Annotated in this window: 17 protein-coding genes and 1 tRNA gene; 6 read left to right on the top strand and 12 right to left on the bottom strand. The window is 33.2% G+C overall.

Features of this window, described 5'->3' with window-relative positions; genetic code table 11:
* Positions 1-42 precede the first annotated feature (42 nt).
* On the bottom strand, positions 43-1,161 hold the full coding sequence (locus Q4548_RS07910; protein WP_303453422.1) for an alpha-L-fucosidase: 1,119 nt from the start codon (positions 1,159-1,161) through the stop codon (positions 43-45).
* A gap of 97 nt (positions 1,162-1,258) precedes the next feature.
* A complete protein-coding gene (locus Q4548_RS07915; RefSeq protein WP_303453424.1) occupies positions 1,259-4,459 on the bottom strand; it encodes a glycoside hydrolase family 2 TIM barrel-domain containing protein in 3,201 nt (1,066 codons plus the stop codon).
* A gap of 286 nt (positions 4,460-4,745) precedes the next feature.
* Here Q4548_RS07915 and Q4548_RS07920 point away from each other — a divergent pair.
* The 3 genes from Q4548_RS07920 to Q4548_RS07930 all read left to right on the top strand — a co-directional run bounded on the left by Q4548_RS07920 (position 4,746) and on the right by Q4548_RS07930 (position 6,477).
* Positions 4,746-4,828, top strand: a tRNA-Leu gene (locus tag Q4548_RS07920).
* A 12-nt stretch (positions 4,829-4,840) separates the two neighbouring features.
* Positions 4,841-5,245: a tRNA (adenosine(37)-N6)-threonylcarbamoyltransferase complex ATPase subunit type 1 TsaE gene (gene tsaE / locus Q4548_RS07925; protein ID WP_303453426.1), complete on the top strand. Its 405-nt coding sequence runs from the start codon at positions 4,841-4,843 to the stop codon at positions 5,243-5,245.
* A 32-nt stretch (positions 5,246-5,277) separates the two neighbouring features.
* Complete coding sequence (locus Q4548_RS07930) at positions 5,278-6,477, top strand: alanine dehydrogenase (protein WP_303453429.1); 1,200 nt, start codon at positions 5,278-5,280, stop codon at positions 6,475-6,477.
* 82 nt (positions 6,478-6,559) lie between these two features.
* Here Q4548_RS07930 and Q4548_RS07935 read toward each other — a convergent pair whose 3' ends face one another.
* Positions 6,560-9,361, bottom strand: coding sequence for a VPS10 domain-containing protein (locus Q4548_RS07935; RefSeq protein WP_303453431.1), 2,802 nt, complete (start codon positions 9,359-9,361; stop codon positions 6,560-6,562).
* 199 nt (positions 9,362-9,560) lie between these two features.
* Here Q4548_RS07935 and Q4548_RS07940 point away from each other — a divergent pair, with 199 nt between their 5' ends.
* Positions 9,561-9,992, top strand: coding sequence for a hypothetical protein (locus tag Q4548_RS07940; protein WP_303453434.1), 432 nt, complete (start codon positions 9,561-9,563; stop codon positions 9,990-9,992).
* Between the two features lie 5 nt (positions 9,993-9,997).
* Positions 9,998-10,879: an aldose 1-epimerase family protein gene (locus tag Q4548_RS07945; RefSeq protein ID WP_303453436.1), complete on the top strand. Its 882-nt coding sequence runs from the start codon at positions 9,998-10,000 to the stop codon at positions 10,877-10,879.
* 109 nt (positions 10,880-10,988) lie between these two features.
* Here the strand turns inward: Q4548_RS07945 and Q4548_RS07950 are convergent, their stop codons facing one another.
* The 4 genes from Q4548_RS07950 to Q4548_RS07965 form a co-directional block, all read right to left on the bottom strand.
* The gene (locus Q4548_RS07950; RefSeq protein WP_303453439.1) at positions 10,989-11,570 is read right to left on the bottom strand and encodes a toxin-antitoxin system YwqK family antitoxin; all 582 of its coding nucleotides are present in this window, start codon (positions 11,568-11,570) and stop codon (positions 10,989-10,991) included.
* Between the two features lie 36 nt (positions 11,571-11,606).
* Complete coding sequence (locus Q4548_RS07955; RefSeq protein WP_303453442.1) at positions 11,607-12,404, bottom strand: YHYH protein; 798 nt, start codon at positions 12,402-12,404, stop codon at positions 11,607-11,609.
* Positions 12,405-12,465: 61 nt separating this feature from the next.
* Complete coding sequence (locus Q4548_RS07960; protein WP_408068630.1) at positions 12,466-13,140, bottom strand: TrmH family RNA methyltransferase; 675 nt, start codon at positions 13,138-13,140, stop codon at positions 12,466-12,468.
* A gap of 4 nt (positions 13,141-13,144) precedes the next feature.
* Positions 13,145-13,618 (bottom strand): DUF6495 family protein, encoded by a 474-nt coding sequence (locus Q4548_RS07965; RefSeq protein ID WP_303453445.1) that lies wholly within the window; start codon positions 13,616-13,618, stop codon positions 13,145-13,147.
* Between the two features lie 326 nt (positions 13,619-13,944).
* Here Q4548_RS07965 and Q4548_RS07970 point away from each other — a divergent pair, with 326 nt between their 5' ends.
* Positions 13,945-14,757 (top strand): transglutaminase family protein, encoded by an 813-nt coding sequence (locus tag Q4548_RS07970; protein WP_303453447.1) that lies wholly within the window; start codon positions 13,945-13,947, stop codon positions 14,755-14,757.
* Positions 14,758-14,807: 50 nt separating this feature from the next.
* Here Q4548_RS07970 and rplI read toward each other — a convergent pair whose 3' ends face one another.
* The 5 genes from rplI to wecB all read right to left on the bottom strand — a co-directional run bounded on the left by rplI (position 14,808) and on the right by wecB (position 18,538).
* Entirely contained in the window at positions 14,808-15,254 is a 447-nt protein-coding gene (gene rplI / locus Q4548_RS07975) for a 50S ribosomal protein L9 (protein WP_303453450.1), read from the bottom strand.
* Positions 15,255-15,268: 14 nt separating this feature from the next.
* Positions 15,269-15,565, bottom strand: coding sequence for a 30S ribosomal protein S18 (gene rpsR, locus Q4548_RS07980; protein ID WP_303453452.1), 297 nt, complete (start codon positions 15,563-15,565; stop codon positions 15,269-15,271).
* 2 nt (positions 15,566-15,567) lie between these two features.
* Complete coding sequence (gene rpsF / locus Q4548_RS07985) at positions 15,568-15,906, bottom strand: 30S ribosomal protein S6 (protein ID WP_303453455.1); 339 nt, start codon at positions 15,904-15,906, stop codon at positions 15,568-15,570.
* An 86-nt stretch (positions 15,907-15,992) separates the two neighbouring features.
* Positions 15,993-17,456 (bottom strand): oligosaccharide flippase family protein, encoded by a 1,464-nt coding sequence (locus Q4548_RS07990; protein ID WP_303453458.1) that lies wholly within the window; start codon positions 17,454-17,456, stop codon positions 15,993-15,995.
* A complete protein-coding gene (gene wecB / locus Q4548_RS07995; protein ID WP_303453461.1) occupies positions 17,456-18,538 on the bottom strand; it encodes a non-hydrolyzing UDP-N-acetylglucosamine 2-epimerase in 1,083 nt (360 codons plus the stop codon). Before wecB ends, Q4548_RS07990 begins: the two co-directional genes overlap by 1 nt.
* Between the last annotated feature and the right edge of the window lies 1 nt (position 18,539).

Here is an 18,539-nt window from a genome sequence, read left to right on the forward strand (position 1 = left end):
ATTATTTTTTTCTAATTTATTGATATGTAAAGGAGAATTATATTAGCTCTTTAATAAATTTTCCCAACCTTTGGTTTTGATCTCTTTACCTACTTCTCTTAAAACCTTAACATCTTCTGGATGCATTTCTCCCGATGGTAATGGCCCTGTATTCAATAGCAAATTAGCAGGATAACTATTTGCTTTTTTCAACATTTTTATAACCTCTTCTTTGGTTTTGTGTTTCCCATCTTGTGTTTTGGTGTATCCCCAACCTTTACGCTGTAAATGATCGCAAATCTCAAGTGGTGTTTCTATTTTTTCGTCAGCATTATATTTACGTTCTGGAGCTAAAAAGTCTTCCGTTCCTAACATTCCTTGTTTATAAGAAACTAAAACTTGTGGTTGCTTAGAATGAATCAAATCATATAATTCTTGACATTTAAACAAAGAACGATCTCCAGAAGCTGGTGTTGAAAAACCATCTAACCAAATACCTGCAACATCCTTATAGTTAGTTAACAATTCAGTTACCTGATTGGTCATAAACTCTAAATAATTATTCAAATTATGCTTTTTACCATAGTTGTAAAAAGGTTCTTCGGTTTCAAATTTAGGTCTCGCTGCTCCTCCCCATTCATCATTATTTGGTGCATCAGGATGTCTCCAATCTCTACCGTGTGAATAGTATAAGAAAAGTGCGATACCTTTTTTATTACATTGTTCTGATAACTCTGCGACCAAATCTCTTTTGGCAGGAGAATTAACACTATTAAAATCGGTATATTTAGTATCCCACAAACAAAAACTATCGTGATGACGTGTGGTAAGGTTGATGTATTTCATACCTGCCTCTAATGCTAAATCTGTAATAAAATCTGCATCAAACTTATCTGCTGTAAATTGATCTTTCAACTTTGCATATTCTGCTACGTGAATCTTCTCATTATATTGCACCCATTCATGTCTTCCTAAAATAGAATACAAACCATAATGGATAAACATACCATATTTAGCATCTTTAAACCATTGAATAGCAGCTTCTCTTGGATCGGTTTTGTACAAATCTTCGTATCCTTTTAAATAACTAGGCATCTCAGTACCCTTTCCTATACAACTAGGAAACATCATGGTTCCAGCTGTTGCTAACATGGATACCTTTATAAAATCTTTTCTGTTCATAATTTAATATCTAAATTCGATTTATACTGTTTTTTATATCTCTTCAATGAAACAAGAAGACCCTATCCTATCAGGAAAAAGTCTTCTTATTAAATAATTATTTTGTAATTGGTACTATTTTATAAGAATAGGTAATATTTTTAGGTTGAATTCTAAACTCTTTATGTGCTAAAGCTTTTGGACTCCAACTGTTATCACCTCCAATACCTGTTTGTTTGTAATCAATATTAATATTTACAAAGTCTCTTTTTTTAATATCTGTAGTATGACGTTGTTGTTTTGTTTCTCCAGCATCAAAATCACTATTGTATTGGTGATGCGCACTAAAACCTAACAACTGTAAACCTTCAATTTTTATTCCTGAACCATTAGTATTGGTAAAAGTTACCCAACGTACATCTGTTTTATATCCATTTTCTTGTGGACGAATGTATGGAAAGTACAAATCATCAACCTTTGCTTCATAATTTCCTACCAAAGCAGCTGTATTTCTATCATTGTAATTTTCATGAGGACCTCTACCAAACCATGCTACATTTTGATATTCATTTTTGATGATAAAATTATCTCCAAATCTTGGCAAATGAGGCAAATTATTGCTAATTCCACTCAACGTGTTGGTAACCATAATTTCTCCCGATGGCTCAATCTTATAATCAATAATAATCTTTCCTTTTACAGATGGTAAATCAAAAGTAGTTTGAATACGGACAGCTCCTTTTACTTTAGCTTTTTTTGACAATGAAATTTCTTTTGATTTCTTAAACAACTTAACTGTTGCTAAAGATTGTTGCTCAGTAGCTTGTTTCCAAACTTTTAAAGTTTCTGGTGTTTTTGCTCCAAAATCATTATCCGTAACAGCTCTCCAAAAATTTGGGGTAATGCTTTCTACAAATACATTTCCGTTTCCATAATCTAAAGAGGTAATTTTTCCTTTTGTAGCATCTAACTTTAACTCAAATTGATCGTTAGAAATTGTTGTAACATCATCTTTAGAGGTAACATATATTTTCTCTTTAGAAGCTGATTCCTCAACACTAAAAGTTGGTTTGGTTAACTGAAATTGCTCAAAGGCTACCACATGATTCAATGGCATTAAATCTGTTTTTGTTTGATTTAAAGCATATACATTTAAATGATATTCTGCACTTGGATTTTTAAACTCTGGTAATACAACCTGAACTTTTTCTGATTGATACGGAGCTACATTTAATTTTGGTAATTTCCCTTTTGCAATCTCAATTCCATTTTCTAATAATGTCCAAGTAAATTGATATTCATTTAAATTGCTAAAATCGTACTTATTGGTAATTTCAATTTCTCCTTTACTTACATCTGAAGCTTTGAATTTAATGTATTGGTACACTTTCTTTACTTCGTACAAAGCCGGATGTGCAGTTCTATCTGGATTTACAATTCCATTCAAACAAAAGTTTTTATCATTCTGTAAGTGAAATCCTCCTAAATCACCTCCATAAGCCCAATAAGCCTCTCCTTTATCATTTTTAGTCAACATTCCTTGATCTACCCAATCCCAAATAAATCCACCTTGCATGATGTCGTATTTTTCAATAACATCCCAATATTTTTGTAAGTTTCCAACACTATTCCCCATCGCATGTGCATACTCACATTGGATCAAAGGCCTTGTTGGATTGTTTTCTGCATATTTAATCATTTTATCAATCGTCCAATACATAGGGGCTTGAATATCTGAGTTTGCATAATTTGTAGCACCTTCGTATTGTGTAGGTCTTGTGTTATCTTGTTCTTTTAACCATTTATAGGTAGCAAAAAAGTTTTCTCCATTTCCAGCTTCATTACCTAAAGACCAAGTAACAACACATGGAAAGTTTTTATCACGTTCAAACATTCTAATAGTTCGATCCATATGCATTGCTTTCCATTCTGGTAAATATGCAGGATGCACTTTTTGAGCATTCTTATTTTTGTCTAACCCTTGATTGGTAGTTCCCATACCATGTGTTTCAATATTAGCCTCATCAACTACATAAAACCCATATTTATCGCACATTCTGTAAAAATGTGGATCTTTTGGATAATGACTACAACGAATTGCGTTTAAATTGTTTTGTTTCATTACCTCTAAATCTTTTAAAGTAAGTTCTTCAGAAATAGTATGCCCTTCTGTATCACTATGATCATGAAGATTTGCTCCTTTTAACAAAACAGGTTTTCCGTTTACCAAAAACTGATTGTTTACAATTTTCACATTTCTAAAACCTACTTTAATAGAAGTTGCTTCTAAAGTATTTCCTTTAGTATCCTTAAAATCTATTAATAATGTATAAAGGTTTGGGTGTTCTGCATTCCATGTTTTTACACTTTTAACAACCTGAGAGAAATCAATATTATTTTCTCCTGTTGCTAATTTTAATGACTTAGATGTTGCAAATACTTCTTTAGCCCCATCCATTAACTTTAATTCAACAATTCTTTTTGCATTTTTTCTGGTATTGTTATCTACTTGCAATGTTGCTTTAAAAACACCGTCTGTATAGTTATTCTCTAAATCAGCAAGCACTCTAAAATCTCTAACAGTTACTTTATCTGTTGCGTACATATATACATCACGCTCAATACCGCTTAATCTCCAAAAATCTTGATCTTCCATGTAACTTGCATCAGACCAACGCAACACTTGTACAGCAATGGTGTTTTTCCCAGCCTTTGCAACATTTGTAACCTTAAACTCAGCAGGTGTTTTACTTCCTTCGTTATATCCAATTTTTTTGCCATTTACCCATACATACATAGCACCACTAACCCCTGCAAAATGAAGGTAGATATCTTTTCCATCCCAATCTTTAGGTAGCTCAAACTCTCTTTTATAACTACCTACATTATTAATATTATGAGGAATATATGGAGGATTTGCAGGAAACATATAATGTCTATTTGTATAAACAGGAATACCAAAACCTTGCATTTCCCAGTTTGAAGGTACATCAATTGTACTCCACCCTGTCAAACTAAAATCGCTTTTATAAAAATCTTCTGGACGTGCAGAAACACTATCAGCATAATAAAAACTCCAAGTTCCATTTAAAGATTTATACAATGGTGATTTATTCCAACTCTCACTGTTCAATGCACCACTTACAGTTTTGTGTTTATAAAAAGAAGCAGTTGGTTCTTCTCTATTGATTTGAAATATTTCAGGATTTTCCCATTCAGGATTTTCCCATTTCTCAGCTTTGTAAATAGGTTTTTCTTGTGCCTTTCCATTTGAAAAAAACAAACCTGCAGCTATTAATAAGTAAAAGTATTTGTTCATTATATTTATTATGATGATTATTTTTTTTATGCAATGATTCTAATTGTTACTTAGCTTAGTCTCATTAACTACAAATTTAGATTAAAAACAAAATTTATAATTATCAGATAAGGGGTCTAAATGTTGCATTCTTCACAAATTTAACAGTAAATGCTTGCTAAAACAGAGACATTCATTCTATATCTCCATCTAAAATTGACGCATCTATATTTCTATTGTTACATTTCATAAATCCTATTCCATTTATCTATATTTGCATTCTTTAAAAGGAATATTTTTTTTAATAGCACCTATGGCGGAATTGGTAGACGTGCTACCTTGAGGGGGTAGTGTCCTATGGACGTGCTGGTTCGAATCCAGTTAGGTGTACAAAATATCACTATGGAAATAACATATTCTTTAGACAATTTACCCGTTGTTGCCTCTCAAATTTTAGAGCATACAAAAAGTAAAATCTTGTTGTTTTATGCAACTATGGGAACAGGAAAAACAACCTTAATTAAAGAACTAGCAAATCAATTAGGTTGCAACATTAGCTCTTCTCCAACTTTTTCTTTGGTCAACGAATATGAGACACCAGAACAAGAAATATTGTATCACTTTGATTTTTACAGAATTGATAACGATGATGAAGCCTACGACATTGGTATTGAAGAGTATTTTTATAACAACCAATGGTGTTTTGTAGAATGGCCTGAGAATATAGAAAATTTATTACCTTTAGATGCACAGGTAATTTCCATTAAGACAAATAGTGACCACACAAGAACGCTTTGCCTTAAATAACAACTTTACCTGCTTTCTAACTAAACTCGTGTATGGATAAGCGTATGACTGCATTTGGAAAAATTGAGTTTCATGTTCAAGAAGAACGTTTGGCAATTACTCCCAAGAAAGGAGATTTGTTTATAGGACTCCCTAAAGAAACCTGTCACGAAGAAAAAAGAGTTTGCCTAACTCCAGATGCTGTGGCAGCCATGACTTTGCAAGGTCACAGAATTATTATTGAATCAGGTGCCGGGTTGGCTTCCAATTTTACAGACAAGGAATATTCTGATTCTGGAGCAAAAATATCTTACAGTACAAAAGAAGTTTTTGAATGCAATATTGTTTTAAAAGTTTCTCCCCCATCCATTGAAGAAATCAACCTAATCAAACCTCAAGCCTTTTTAGTTTCTTCTTTACAACTAAAAACACAAGCCAAAGACTATTTTAAAGCCTTAGCAAACAAACGCATTACTGCTATTGCTTTTGATTTTATCAAAGACGAGCAAGATAGTTTTCCTATTGTAAAATCTTTGAGCGAAATTGCTGGAACTGCTTCTATTTTAATCGCCTCAGAATTGATGAATGCTGAAAATGGTGGTTCTGGAAGATTGCTAGGAAATATTAGTGGAGTACCTCCTTGCGAAGTAGTAATTTTAGGAGCAGGAACCGTAGCTTTATTTGCAGCAAAATCCGCAAAAGCACTGGGAGCAAGCGTTAAGGTGTTTGACAATTCTATCACCAAACTAAGACAATTACAGCAAGACTTAAACATTCCTGTTTACACCTCTACCATACATCACAAAGCACTAGAAAAAGCATTGATGAGAGCCGATGTTGTGATTGGAGCCATCAAAGGAAAAACAAGAGCACCCATTGTAGTCTCAGAAGATTTGATTTGTGTGATGAAAGAAGGGGCGGTTATTATTGATGTTAGTATTGACAGAGGTGGTTGTTTTGAAACCTCCGAATTGACAACACACAGCAATCCTACTTTTAAGAAACACGGAGTGATTCATTATGGTGTTCCCAACATTCCCTCTAGATATGCCAAAACAGCTACTGTATCTATCAGCAACATTATTACTCCTTATTTGTTAGCCGTTGGTGACGAAGGTGGCTTTGAAACTGCCGTAAAATACGATACCGTAATTAGAAGTGGTATGTATATGTACAAAGGTATTTTAACTAAAAAAGCAGTTGGAGATTGGTTCAACATCCCTTTTACAGACATCAACCTATTGATTTTATAAAAATTACACTTAATTTCTAAATATTAAAAAAGGTTGTAAAACTTAAGTTTTACAACCTTTTTTAATTCCTATAACAAACGTATTAATGTACCGTTACAACTGAATAATCTCCAAAACGTCCGTCTTTGGTAGTTGCCCAAATCTTCACATTACCTTTACCAACAGGAGTTATTGTTCCTGTTTTACTTACTTTGGCAATTGCTGAATTTTCAGATTTCCAAACAATCTTTTCACTTTGGTAACTTTTATTAACAATTTTAGCTTTTAACTGAATCTTTTTACCGTCTTTTATAGTTACCACAGGAGTTGTTACTTTAACTACTTGTACTTGGTTCCCATTTTCAATTTTCCCTTTATAGAAACCTCCTCCTTTGGTTGCCAACCACATTTCTGCTGGATTGTGTAAATCGAACTTTACATCTTCTATTTGATGAGGAATTACAATGCTTTTATTAATCTTTTCCCAAGTCTCTCCACGATCTTTACTTAAATACACTCCTGGATTTTTGGATAAAAACTTGGTAGTAACCACCATTAAATTATGATCAAAAGGAGAAATTGCAAAACACTCTGTTTCTGGTGCTTTAAAAACTTGTTCCCAATTTTCACCAAAATCATCAGAATACCAAACACCTGCTCCACCTCCACGGTAACCTGTAGTAATATACATACGGTTGGTATGGTCAAAAGTTACAAATTGTACTCCCTCTACCTCACTCGGTGTTTTTACTTCTTTCCAAGTTGCTCCTCTATCTGTAGAATGAAACAAACCTCCTTCTGACAAAGGCTTTCTATAATTGTGAATGTTTTTCTCTGCAGCTATAAACAACGATTTTCTAGATAGATCTCTTGGATCAAATTGTACATCGTTAATTTTTGCAGGGCTTGGCAATCCCTCATTGCTTTGCTGGAATGTTTTCCCCTTGTCTTTAGACACAAAGAACCCTCCTTGATGCCCCTTTTTAGCATTGGCTATGTCAGTAATTCCAAAATACATATAATTCGGATCAATAGGGTCTATCAACAACCCATTAGTATAAAAGTCATCTTTCCATTTGTTGGTGGCAGGAGTAGCAATTCCATGCTTGTGCCAAGTTAATCCTCCATCTGTACTTCTAAACATATATTGTTTTTCCTCTTGTCGGTTAGAGGTTACATACACAGTTTTAGCATCATACGGATCAAATACAATATTACTAACCGTAGCTTGAGCACTTTCTATATACTTTAAAGCAATCTCTCCGCTTTCTGTAATTTCGGGAATCCATAATCTATGCTCACCCGATCCTAACAAAGTAGTTTCAAATCTTTTGTCCTGAGCAATGGTCAATGCAGGCAAATTGCTGTTTCCTGTTCCTATAATAGCACCTGTTGAAGTAACATTTTCATCTACCTGTTTCCACGTTGCCCCTCTATCAGAGCTTAACATAGTACTGTGATCAGAAATAATCATCACACTTCCATCAACACCAACATCCATCCCCCTCATAGAGCGTAAGGCATAATTTTTACCAAAACGCATATGTGGAGAAGAATGTCCAACCTCCATATTGTTATGTGTTGGATTTCCTCTTTTTTCCCAATACGCTTTGTCTTTTTCCCATGTTTCTTGGTACAAACGAGCGGTACTAATCCATTTATTTCCAAAATCTTCTGTTTTCCACAAACGTCCTGGCATGATTGATTTTCCTATTTGTGGATCTGCAAAACCTAAATACACAACACCTTCTTTACTAGGATCAGCACTAATCATATTAAAACGTTGTAGTGCCTTTGTTGGCAATTCTGGATATAATTCTTGAGCTTTTCCTTTAGAAATCCCAAACCATTTAGCCAAATATAAATAGTAATTAGCCGGCACTCCTCCAGATAGTTGATTGATATCTAAATACAATTCTCCAGTTATATTTTTCCATGACTTTCCTTCATCATTAGAATAAAAAACTCCTCCTGTACATTGGGTTGTTTTTCCATTAGCAACGTATTGCGTTTGATCTATAACAAATAACTGAAATGATTTAGTCTTAGCATTGTAATAAAAATCCATATCCATGATAATATCATTATCAAACTGCCCAGAAACTTTTTTCCATTTTTTCCCTCCATTTTCTGATTGAAACAAACCGTAATTAGAAGCTGCAAAAATTTGCTTTGGTTTCCTAGGATTTACAATAATTCTACAAACTTGAATTTGTTCTGGCAAACCATTATTAATCAGTTTCCAGCTTTTTCCTCCATTGCTAGTTTTCCACAATTTTCCAATATGCATGAACTTTTTACTTTCATCACCTCTAGGATTTTTTGCATTTATATCTTTTAAAGAAGACATCCAATCTTGTTGACGGACATTCCCTCCTCCTGCTACATACCAAACTTTTTCATTTGTTGGATCAATGGTAACTGCCGCTACTTTTCTTCTCCAACTCTCTTTATCAGTTCCATCATTATCTACTTTATACCAAGGACAATATTTTACAATTTCCCAATTCTTTCCTAAATCTTTTGTTTTCCATAGTTGCGATGATGTTAATGCTAAACCAAATTTTGCATCGGTAACAGAATACTCCAAATCTCTTAAATGGTAAAACGAAGCATCTCCATCATAATCTGTAATTCCGTACCAACTTTTTCCGTTATTTTCAGATTGATAAGCATTCCACATATCTGGACATTGAGTAATAAGTTCTGGAATGGTTGGATGGTAACGCATTAAATTAGCAAAACCTGCATTTCCCGGAGCAACCTGTTTCCAAACTACTCCGTTAGTAGAAGCTACTTTTTCATTCTCTAATTTTTTAAAAAACTTGTTTTGAGAATTTGCACTAGTACTTACAAGTAAAATAACGGTAAATACTCCTTTAAATATTTTATATATCTGTTTCATATTGATTAAAAATAATTATCAAACAAACTTAATTATTTACTTAACAAACTAGTATAACAAATAGTTTATACACTAAAACATACGATCTATAAAACTAGACTTGTCTATTTTTAAGCACTTAATTAAATATAATTTAATTTTAAATAACTCTTAAATTCTTTTATTCTTCTTTACTTTTGATGATAGAAAATGAATAATAATGATCAAAGAATTATTGAAACAAATAGACGCTAAATTATTACGAAGATTTGGTTATTATTTTGGAGGATTGGCACTTGGAGTCGTAGCATTAAGCTACATTAACAAACAAAAAGGAACTACTTTTGCATACTTTCCCAATGCTCGTACTTTAAAACAAATTCAACTAAAAGACACGCTTAAAATTGATGCGTTGGCTCAAAAAACAATGGATCAATTTCATCTAGACTCTCTAGACATTCAATACGTTTTACACAAAGGAAACGTTGATTTTTCCAAAAGCCACCCAAGAGTTACTCCGTGTCCTGATTATTGGATTGATATCACTATTGGTAAAAAAACAAACGACCAAGTATTGTCTCAAAAGTTTGCTTTCATCATTGAAAGGTGTGAGTATGTAGCTACTATTAAAGAAATAAAACCATTACCATAAACATCATGAGTTCTACCTATTGCCTAGAAAATGAGTACCTAAAAGCTAACTTTACTTCTAAAGGAGCAGAATTGATTAGCCTTACTAACAAAAACGAAATTGAATACATTTGGAATGGAAATCCTGAATTCTGGGGTAGACACGCTCCTGTTTTATTTCCTATTGTTGGAGGTCTAAAAGACAATACTTTTTATGTAGAGGATCAGAAATTTGAAATGAAACAACATGGCTTTGCTAGAAATAGTGAATTCAACATAGTAGAACAATCTAATGACTCTATTACTTTTGAACTTGCTTCTTCTAAAGAAACTTTAGAATGGTATCCGTTTGAATTTGTATTGCAAATAACCTATACATTAACCAATAAAACCATTAATACAAAATACTTAGTTAAAAATCCATCAGACAAAAACTTATTATTTTCTATAGGTGCACACCCTGCATACGCTTGTCCTTTTGAAAAAAATCAGACAAGAGAAGAATATATTTTGGTTTTTGACAACGATGCAGCACCTCTATCAACACACCTAATCAACGGATGTAGAAACAAAGAAACTTCAAAAGTCTTTAATCAAGGTGGTGTTTTAGATTTGCCAAAAAATGTGTTTGACAAAGATGCGCTTATCTTTAATCCTAATCCTTTTTCTGAAGTTTCTTTTATTCATGAACCTACAGGAAAAACATATATGAGTGTAAAATTTGAAAACTTTCCTTATTTAGGAATTTGGTCCGCAAACCAAGAAGCCCCGTTTGTTTGTATTGAGCCATGGCACGGAATTACAGATCACGCAGACCACAATCAGCAATTAAAAGATAAAGAAGGAATTATTTCTTTAGGACCTAAACAGGTTTTTACCTGTGCATATCTTGTAACAATTAACAACTAGACAACATAAAAAAAGAGGCTAATTTAGCCTCTTTTTTTATGTTGTTATTTATCAACCAACTGTTGATTATTTTTATTCATACTATTACAAATTTTCTATAGTAGGTGAATTATTTTTTGACGATTTCATTTTCTACTTCATAACACATATTTGATCCCAAAAGACCAAAAATTCGTCCATTTACAGCTTCATAATTAGCATACAACTTTCCGTTTTTCCTCCAAGCTTTCTGCATTCCTTTTTCTTGACCATAATGGAGTATTCTTTCTTTTTGTTTTTCTCCTGTAGAATACCAAATAATCTCTGTTCCATGTACAACACCCTTAAAATAGGTAGCTTCACTTTGCAATTGTCCACTTCGGAACCAAATTTTAGTCAACCCTTGTTTTCTGCCGTTGACATATTGAGTTTCATAATTTTTATTTCCATTGTCATACCATCGTTTTGAAATACCATTTTTCAACCCTTCTGAATACGTGACTAAGTATTTTAATGTTTTCCCATCTTTCATGTATTCTTTGGCAACCCCAGTAAACAAAACTCCTTGATAAAGCATAAAACCATTTGCTAGATTTTTTTCTAACTCATCAAAAACTACTTGTACCACAGGACTTTCTTCTTTCTCTATATTTTTCTTACATGCGACAACAAGTGACAACAACAATATTAAAGTGCTAAAATAGATTTTCATTTCTTACTCATTATATGTTAAGAACTTTTCTCTCATTTAATTTCTACCTGAAATTCTATAAGGTGTCCCTTGGTAATCTCCCGTAAAGTTTACATAATATTCATTGTAAATAGTAGTATTTCCAATGTGGTAATGGTACTCTGCATCATCATTGTACTGAGTTACAGAAGTGTGTCCGTTAGAACTATCTAAATCTGTAGGATAGCCTCCTGTGGAATAACATTTTCTTCCGTACAAGAAAAATCCATCGGCAATTACACCTACTAAATTGGAATCGTTATCTGTAAAAGCTGTTGGTTCAAAATGATAATGATAGCTACTTGGTCCTGTATGAGCTCCATTATAATCCAATCCTGAAGCTACATTCTCTGTAATTTGAATATTTCCAGCTTCATTCTGATTGTAAATTACCGCTCCACTAACTGCAATTCCAATAGCCCCTAAGCTTGTAGCTGTAGTCCGACTTGCCTTTTGTGGATTTGTGGAAACCTGTAACGCAAAAGTTCCCTCAAAATCATCAATATATCCTGGTGACATGTGTGCCACTCTAGCTACGGTTGCTGCAGTATACAAATCACTGGTTGGTGACCAGTAAGGAGATGTATGATTTGGCAATCCATCTGTTTCAATAGAAACGGTATCGTCATCCAAAAGAACAATTTCTATATCCGAAGAAAAATCTTCAAAAGCAGCATGAAGAGTTCCTGTAACTATAGTTTCATCTGTAATATCTGTTGTATCTGTATCTTCTGTTGTTGTCATAGAATCATCACCGCTACACGAAACAACAAAAACAAGAAAACCTAGTCTTAATAAATTTGTAAAATAATTCATAGATCTATATTGTATTATGAGTTTATACATATATAACCATTACTTGTTAAAAAACCCTACCCTACTTTTTAATATTTTCATAATATCTTTCCTTTATCTGTTTTACAGAACCGATAGATTTTTCTAACCAACTAAAATACAATTCTTCCTTTTCTTGTTCGGTAAATTTCCAATCCAAGTTAGACTGTCTTAATCTATCGGTTGTGTTTTGTAACGTAATAGCAGCAGCTACAGAAACATTAAGACTCTCTGTAAACCCAACCATCGGAATTTTTAAGTAGCCATCTGCCTGATCCATAATCAAATCAGAAGCTCCCCTACCCTCAACTCCAAAAACAAAAGCTGACTTTTTAGTAATGTCAAAATCCGAGACAAAAGAGGATTCTTCGTGCGGTGTGGTTACTATAATTTGATATCCTTTTGCTTTCAATTCGTCCACGCATTCTTGCGTATTATTTTCTCTTGTTTTAAAACGATAAAAATCCACCCATTTCTGAGCTCCTTTTCCTACTCCGTTAGAAATATATGCACTGTATTTGTTTTCTATGGTATAAATATCTTGCACTCCAAAAACGTCACAACTACGCACTACGGCACTCCAATTGTGTTTTTGGTACAAATCCTCTAACACAACAGCAAAATGCCTTGTTCTGTTCTCTATCACTTTTTTGAACAATGCCTTTCGTTCGTCTGTAACAAATTCTTCTAAATAAGAAACCAATGCTTTATCTATCATAGGATTAGTTTACAAATTTTTCAAAATTCTGATACAACACTCCCTCTTTGCTAATACTTGCTCCTTTCAATATCAAATCAAAAATTTCTAGATTTCGCTCTTTATTGTATTTTTTTGCTCCTTTAAAAAACTCAAACTTTTCATTTTTAGGTTGATTTAGCAATTCTTGAATTCCTTCTTGAGATGACAAATCTATAACCTCGTCATTGGTTTTTATCATAATTCTCTGAATCACTCCTTCTGTACAAAAAAACAAATTGATACTTTGCTTAGAAAAGTGTTCTACATATGTTGCCTTGGTCAACACATCTTCCCAAACCAAATCGCTAAAAATATTAATTTCTTCATCTGCTACTTCTGGTTTCTCTGCCTTTATAACCGCCCACTCCTTTGCATCTATTTGCTGACTTGCTAAAAATGTAGCAAATTCCTCATGCAATTCTTCTAACTGTTCTTTAGTCAATTGGATGTATTTCATATCTTATACCTAATGCTTCCTTTTCGTTTTTATTTATTCTATAATCAGAGTGCAAAAATAAGAAAATATGAACGAAGCCAATCATATCCAATGAGAGATGATGTGTTTTTCACGCTTTCTTTTCTCCTAAATTTCACAATTGACAATAAAAACTTTCTTAATTCTTTTTTCATTTGTGAAAACAATCATTTTTTGGGATATGTGTTTTATTCTAATAGTCATGCATATTATTATTAAAAACTATCTGTTAATCTTCTTAAATAGACGATATTAGATACAACAAAACAAGCTGTATTTAATATGGTTTTACTCTAAAGTTGAAATAGATGCATTTACGTATTAGCTGTTATTTAAGTTTTGAAATTGCTGTTCCCACTCCATTTATCCTAATGTTAAGACCAAGAAGCGGGGGACAACAATGGGTAGAAAAAGACGAGTATAAAATCACTCCTAGTACTCCTGTTTTTGAATTTACAGATCATTACGGAAATTTATGCCAACGATTGATTGCCAAACCTGGCATATTTTCTATTACTACTTCTGCAGATGTAATTACGTCTGACGTTACCGATCAAGCTTTTGGTGCTCCATTTGTTGAAATTCAAAACTTACCAGAATCTGTACTTTGCTACTTATTGCCTAGTAGGTATTGTGAATCTGATTTTTTTAACGAAATGGCTTGTTCTATCACAGATGATGATCTTGCTGGTTACGATCAGGTACATGCAATTACAGAATGGTTACGCAACAATATTCAATACATACCAGGTAGCAATAACGAACCTTTGTCTGCCATACAAGTAAACAATCGTCAGTTTGGAGTTTGTAAAGATTTGGCTCATTTGGGAATTGCTCTTTGCAGAAGTTTGAGCATTCCAGCCCGAATTGTTGTAGGCTATCTACACCAACTTCAGCCTATGGATATGCATGCTTGGTTTGAAGCCTATGTAGGAAATAGATGGTATACTTTTGATGCCACACAAATCAATTCACCTTGTGGATATGTAGCTTTAGGATATGGTAGAGATGCAGCCGATGTAGCTGTATTCAATCAGTTTGGATTGTCTGTTTTTCCTATAGAACAAAAGTTTGATGTCCAATGTTTTTCTTCATTTTCACCAGATAATAATTGGACATAAAAAAGCTCACTATTTCTAGTGAGCCTTATATATTTTAATTGCAGTGAAAATTACTCACCAACAATTTCAAATTCTAAATCAGCTGTAACTGTTCTGTGTAAACGAACAGATGCAGTATATTTACCTGTACGTTTGATAGATCCTCCAGCAATTTTGATGAATTTTCTTTCAATAGAATGTCCAGCTTTTGCTAAAGATTCAGCTATATCAATATTAGAAATAGAACCAAATAATTTAGTTCCTTGACCTACTTTAGAAGTCAATTTAATTTCTAATTCTTTGATAGCTTCAGCAGTTACATTAGCCTCTTCTACCAATTTAGCTTCTTTGTATGCACGTTGTTTTAACGTTTCAGCTAATACTTTTTTAGCAGACTCTGTTGCTAAAACAGCTTTTCCTGTAGGAATCAAAAAGTTACGTCCGTAACCATTTTTAACCTCTACTATATCGTCTGCAAACCCTAGGTTCTCAACGTCTTGTTTTAATATTACTTGCATGATAGTCTACTTATTTATTTTAATAAATCTCCAACATATGGCATTAATGCCAAGTGACGCGATCTTTTAATTGCTTGAGCCACTTTACGTTGATATTTTAAAGAAGTTCCTGTCAAACGTCTTGGTAAAATTTTACCTTGTTCGTTTACCAAGTACATTAAGAAATCAGCATCTTTAAAATCGATGTATTTGATTCCTTTTTTCTTAAATCTACAGTATTTAGCTTCTTTCTTAGTTTCGATGTCTAAGGGAGTTAAGTATCTTACATCTCCTTTAGCACCACCTTTTGCTTGTTGATCAATAGTTGCCATAATTACTTCGCAGATTTTAAGTTAGACTTTCTTTTATCAGCCCATGCAGCAGCGTGCTTATCTAACTTTACAGTTAAATAACGCATAACGCTATCGTCACGTCTAAACTCTAATTCAAATGGAGCTACTACTTCACCTGGAGCTTTGAACTCAAACAAGTGATAAAATCCACTTTTTTTCTTTTGGATTGTGTAAGCTAATTTTTTTAGCCCCCAATCTTCCTTATGCAACATTTCGGCACCTTTAGAAACCAAATAGTCCTCGAACTTTTGTACTGTTTCCTTTACCTGAGTATCAGATAAAACGGGATTCAAAATGAAAACAGTTTCGTAATGATTCATAATGATTGTTTTTAATTAAATTTTAAATCGGGTGCAAATATAGTCATTACAAACCATTTATCAAAAAGGATAAACCTAAAAAAAAGCTATTTCTTAAGTTTAGACAAGCTTTGAGTACAAAGTAAGCTAATATCTCCTGAAAACTGAAATTGGAGTACCACAAAAATGTAAACTACTGATAACAAAAGAGATTCTAACATTATATTAAAAACAGGATGGAAAGGAAAATTTAAAAAATAGCCTCCTAAAGTAAAACACAAAATTGCCAAAAGTGTTAACCATGTTTTAGTCGTGGTAGGTTGGATCTTAAATTTTCTTTTGACATAAATTAATTTAACCGAATTGAATACAAACACCACAATTAATGTAGACAACGCAGCTCCATTGATTCCAAAAAGTCCAATCAACCAAAAATTTAAAAACACCACCATCAATGCCATAGCCACTCCATAAGGTAATAATATTTTATAGTACTTTGAATTGGAAATAATAGATCCATTGTTTCCCAAAAACATGTGATACAATTTGGCACAAGCAATCATCAACACCACCCAAAAACCTCCAGTGTACTTTTCTGGCAACAGTGCATATAACGAGTCTATGTTAGAAATGACCAAAATAAAAATCAACCCAGACGCTATTAATAAATTGATAGAGCTTTTTTGATACAAGCTCAAGACCCCATCCGTATTGTTTTCATTCAATGCCTTAGCAGTTAAAGGTTGTACAATTTGACTCATGGCCCTACCCGGAATTTCAATAATAGTTCCTATATATACCGCAACGGCATAAAAAGCAACTTGCTCTATAGCTTCTTTTTGAGGAATCATAAACTTATCAATATCTAACAAAATACTAGCTGCGGAACCTGCTAAAATAATGTAAATACTGTATTGAAAAATATCTTTAAAATTGGATGGAATTTCAAAAACAAATTTAGGTCGATACAAGTGAAAAGCAAAAAACAACATCACCAACATTTGAAAACCGTAAGATGCTGCCACAAAAAGCACAAATTGATGTTCCGTAATTACATCAAAAGAAACAAGAACTAACAACAATGTTGTAATCACTCTAACAAATAATTCTTTCAACACATTTCCTAAAACAGATTTAAAATGAACACGTGCCCAAGCGTAAAAAATATCAAAATAAGTTATGGCGATAGCTACCCAAAAAATAAGATAACTGTAATTTTTCACCATTGGATTTTTCTCAGACAAATAATCTGACCACTGCTGATAAAAAAAAGCCGCAACAATCCCTAACGGAACAATGATCAAAAGCGGCAACCAAAGAACTGTACTCAGAAATTTATCTTTCTCAACTTTGTCTGTATAACCTGAAAAAAACTTGACAATGCTGTAGTTTACTCCCAAAGAAATAAACGGTTTTAAAATAAGAGATGTTGACAATAAAAAAGAAAGCAATCCGTAATAACTAGTATCTAAATAATAGACATATAAAAACAACGTGTTGACAGCTCCTATTGAAATTGCCAACATTAAGGTTACTGTATTTTGATACGATTCTTTTAAAACGATTCCCATTAAGACAGCAATTGCACTAGTTGTTTGTATATTTCTAAACCAACATTTTTACCGTATAAAGAAACAGAAAAATCATGTTGTGTGTCTAAAAGTTGCTTGTATGCTTCCTTCATTTTTATGCTTTCACTCCCTACTAATACAGCAAAACCATGATTTACCAATTCCACCCATTCCGTTTCTTCTCTAGCTATCATACAGGCCTTTTTGTTAAAAAAAGCTTCTTTTTGCAAACCACCACTATCTGTAACTACAATCAAGCAGTTTTTCAACAAAGACAACATGTCAAAATACCCAACAGGATCTATAAAAGTAATCGGATATTCTAACTTATTCTTTTCTAAAACTGCTTTGGTTCGTGGATGCAAAGGCATCACTACTTGTTTGTTTTGATGAATAGCAGTCAATCCTTCAAAAATTCCTTTCAACGCTTTAAGGTCGTCAGTATTTTCCTGTCTATGAATGGTTGCCAACACAAATTCATTCGGTTCTAAATTGTGTTTTTCCAACACAGTAGCTTTCTCTTTAGACAGATCTCCGTAAAACTCTACAGCATCTTTCATAATATCTCCAGATTTCACCACTTTGATATCTAAATCGTCAAACCCTTCTTTCGTCAAATTATGCATTGCCGTTTCCGTTGGACATAATAGTAAACTGGAAATTCTATCTGTCAAAATTCTATTTACTTCTTCTGGCATACTCATGTTGTACGAGCGCAATCCTGCTTCTACATGCACAACTTTAATTCCTAATTTCTGAGCTGCCAAAGCTCCTGCCAATGTTGAATTGGTGTCTCCATAAACCACAACAGCATCTGGTTTTTCAAACATTAAAACGTCCTCTATTTTAATCAACATCTGACCAGTCATCGCTCCATGATTCAACCCATTAATGTTTAAATTGTACTTAGGAACGGGAATTTTCATCTCTTCAAAAAAGACCGTGCTCATGTTGTTATCGTAATGCTGACCTGTATGCACAATAACTTCTTCGATCGTATCAAACTCCGAAATTACTCTACTCAACACAGCAGCTTTTACAAACTGTGGTCGTGCTCCTAATATGGTGACTATTTTTTTCAAT

It is taken from the genome of Wenyingzhuangia sp. 2_MG-2023 (genome assembly GCF_030548295.1).
Taxonomy (GTDB): domain Bacteria; phylum Bacteroidota; class Bacteroidia; order Flavobacteriales; family Flavobacteriaceae; genus Wenyingzhuangia.

Bases quoted from the DNA above. Each gene is read 5' to 3' on its own strand.
- Q4548_RS07910 (WP_303453422.1), bottom strand. From the start codon at position 1,161: ATGAACAGAAAAGATTTTATAAAGGTATCCATGTTAGCAACAGCTGGA.
- Q4548_RS07915 (WP_303453424.1), bottom strand. From the start codon at position 4,459: ATGAACAAATACTTTTACTTATTAATAGCTGCAGGTTTGTTTTTTTCA.
- tsaE (WP_303453426.1), top strand. From the start codon at position 4,841: ATGGAAATAACATATTCTTTAGACAATTTACCCGTTGTTGCCTCTCAA.
- Q4548_RS07930 (WP_303453429.1), top strand. From the start codon at position 5,278: ATGGATAAGCGTATGACTGCATTTGGAAAAATTGAGTTTCATGTTCAA.
- Q4548_RS07935 (WP_303453431.1), bottom strand. From the start codon at position 9,361: ATGAAACAGATATATAAAATATTTAAAGGAGTATTTACCGTTATTTTA.
- Q4548_RS07940 (WP_303453434.1), top strand. From the start codon at position 9,561: ATGATCAAAGAATTATTGAAACAAATAGACGCTAAATTATTACGAAGA.
- Q4548_RS07945 (WP_303453436.1), top strand. From the start codon at position 9,998: ATGAGTTCTACCTATTGCCTAGAAAATGAGTACCTAAAAGCTAACTTT.
- Q4548_RS07950 (WP_303453439.1), bottom strand. From the start codon at position 11,570: ATGAAAATCTATTTTAGCACTTTAATATTGTTGTTGTCACTTGTTGTC.
- Q4548_RS07955 (WP_303453442.1), bottom strand. From the start codon at position 12,404: ATGAATTATTTTACAAATTTATTAAGACTAGGTTTTCTTGTTTTTGTT.
- Q4548_RS07960 (WP_408068630.1), bottom strand. From the start codon at position 13,140: ATGATAGATAAAGCATTGGTTTCTTATTTAGAAGAATTTGTTACAGAC.
- Q4548_RS07965 (WP_303453445.1), bottom strand. From the start codon at position 13,618: ATGAAATACATCCAATTGACTAAAGAACAGTTAGAAGAATTGCATGAG.
- Q4548_RS07970 (WP_303453447.1), top strand. From the start codon at position 13,945: ATGCATTTACGTATTAGCTGTTATTTAAGTTTTGAAATTGCTGTTCCC.
- rplI (WP_303453450.1), bottom strand. From the start codon at position 15,254: ATGCAAGTAATATTAAAACAAGACGTTGAGAACCTAGGGTTTGCAGAC.
- rpsR (WP_303453452.1), bottom strand. From the start codon at position 15,565: ATGGCAACTATTGATCAACAAGCAAAAGGTGGTGCTAAAGGAGATGTA.
- rpsF (WP_303453455.1), bottom strand. From the start codon at position 15,906: ATGAATCATTACGAAACTGTTTTCATTTTGAATCCCGTTTTATCTGAT.
- Q4548_RS07990 (WP_303453458.1), bottom strand. From the start codon at position 17,456: ATGGGAATCGTTTTAAAAGAATCGTATCAAAATACAGTAACCTTAATG.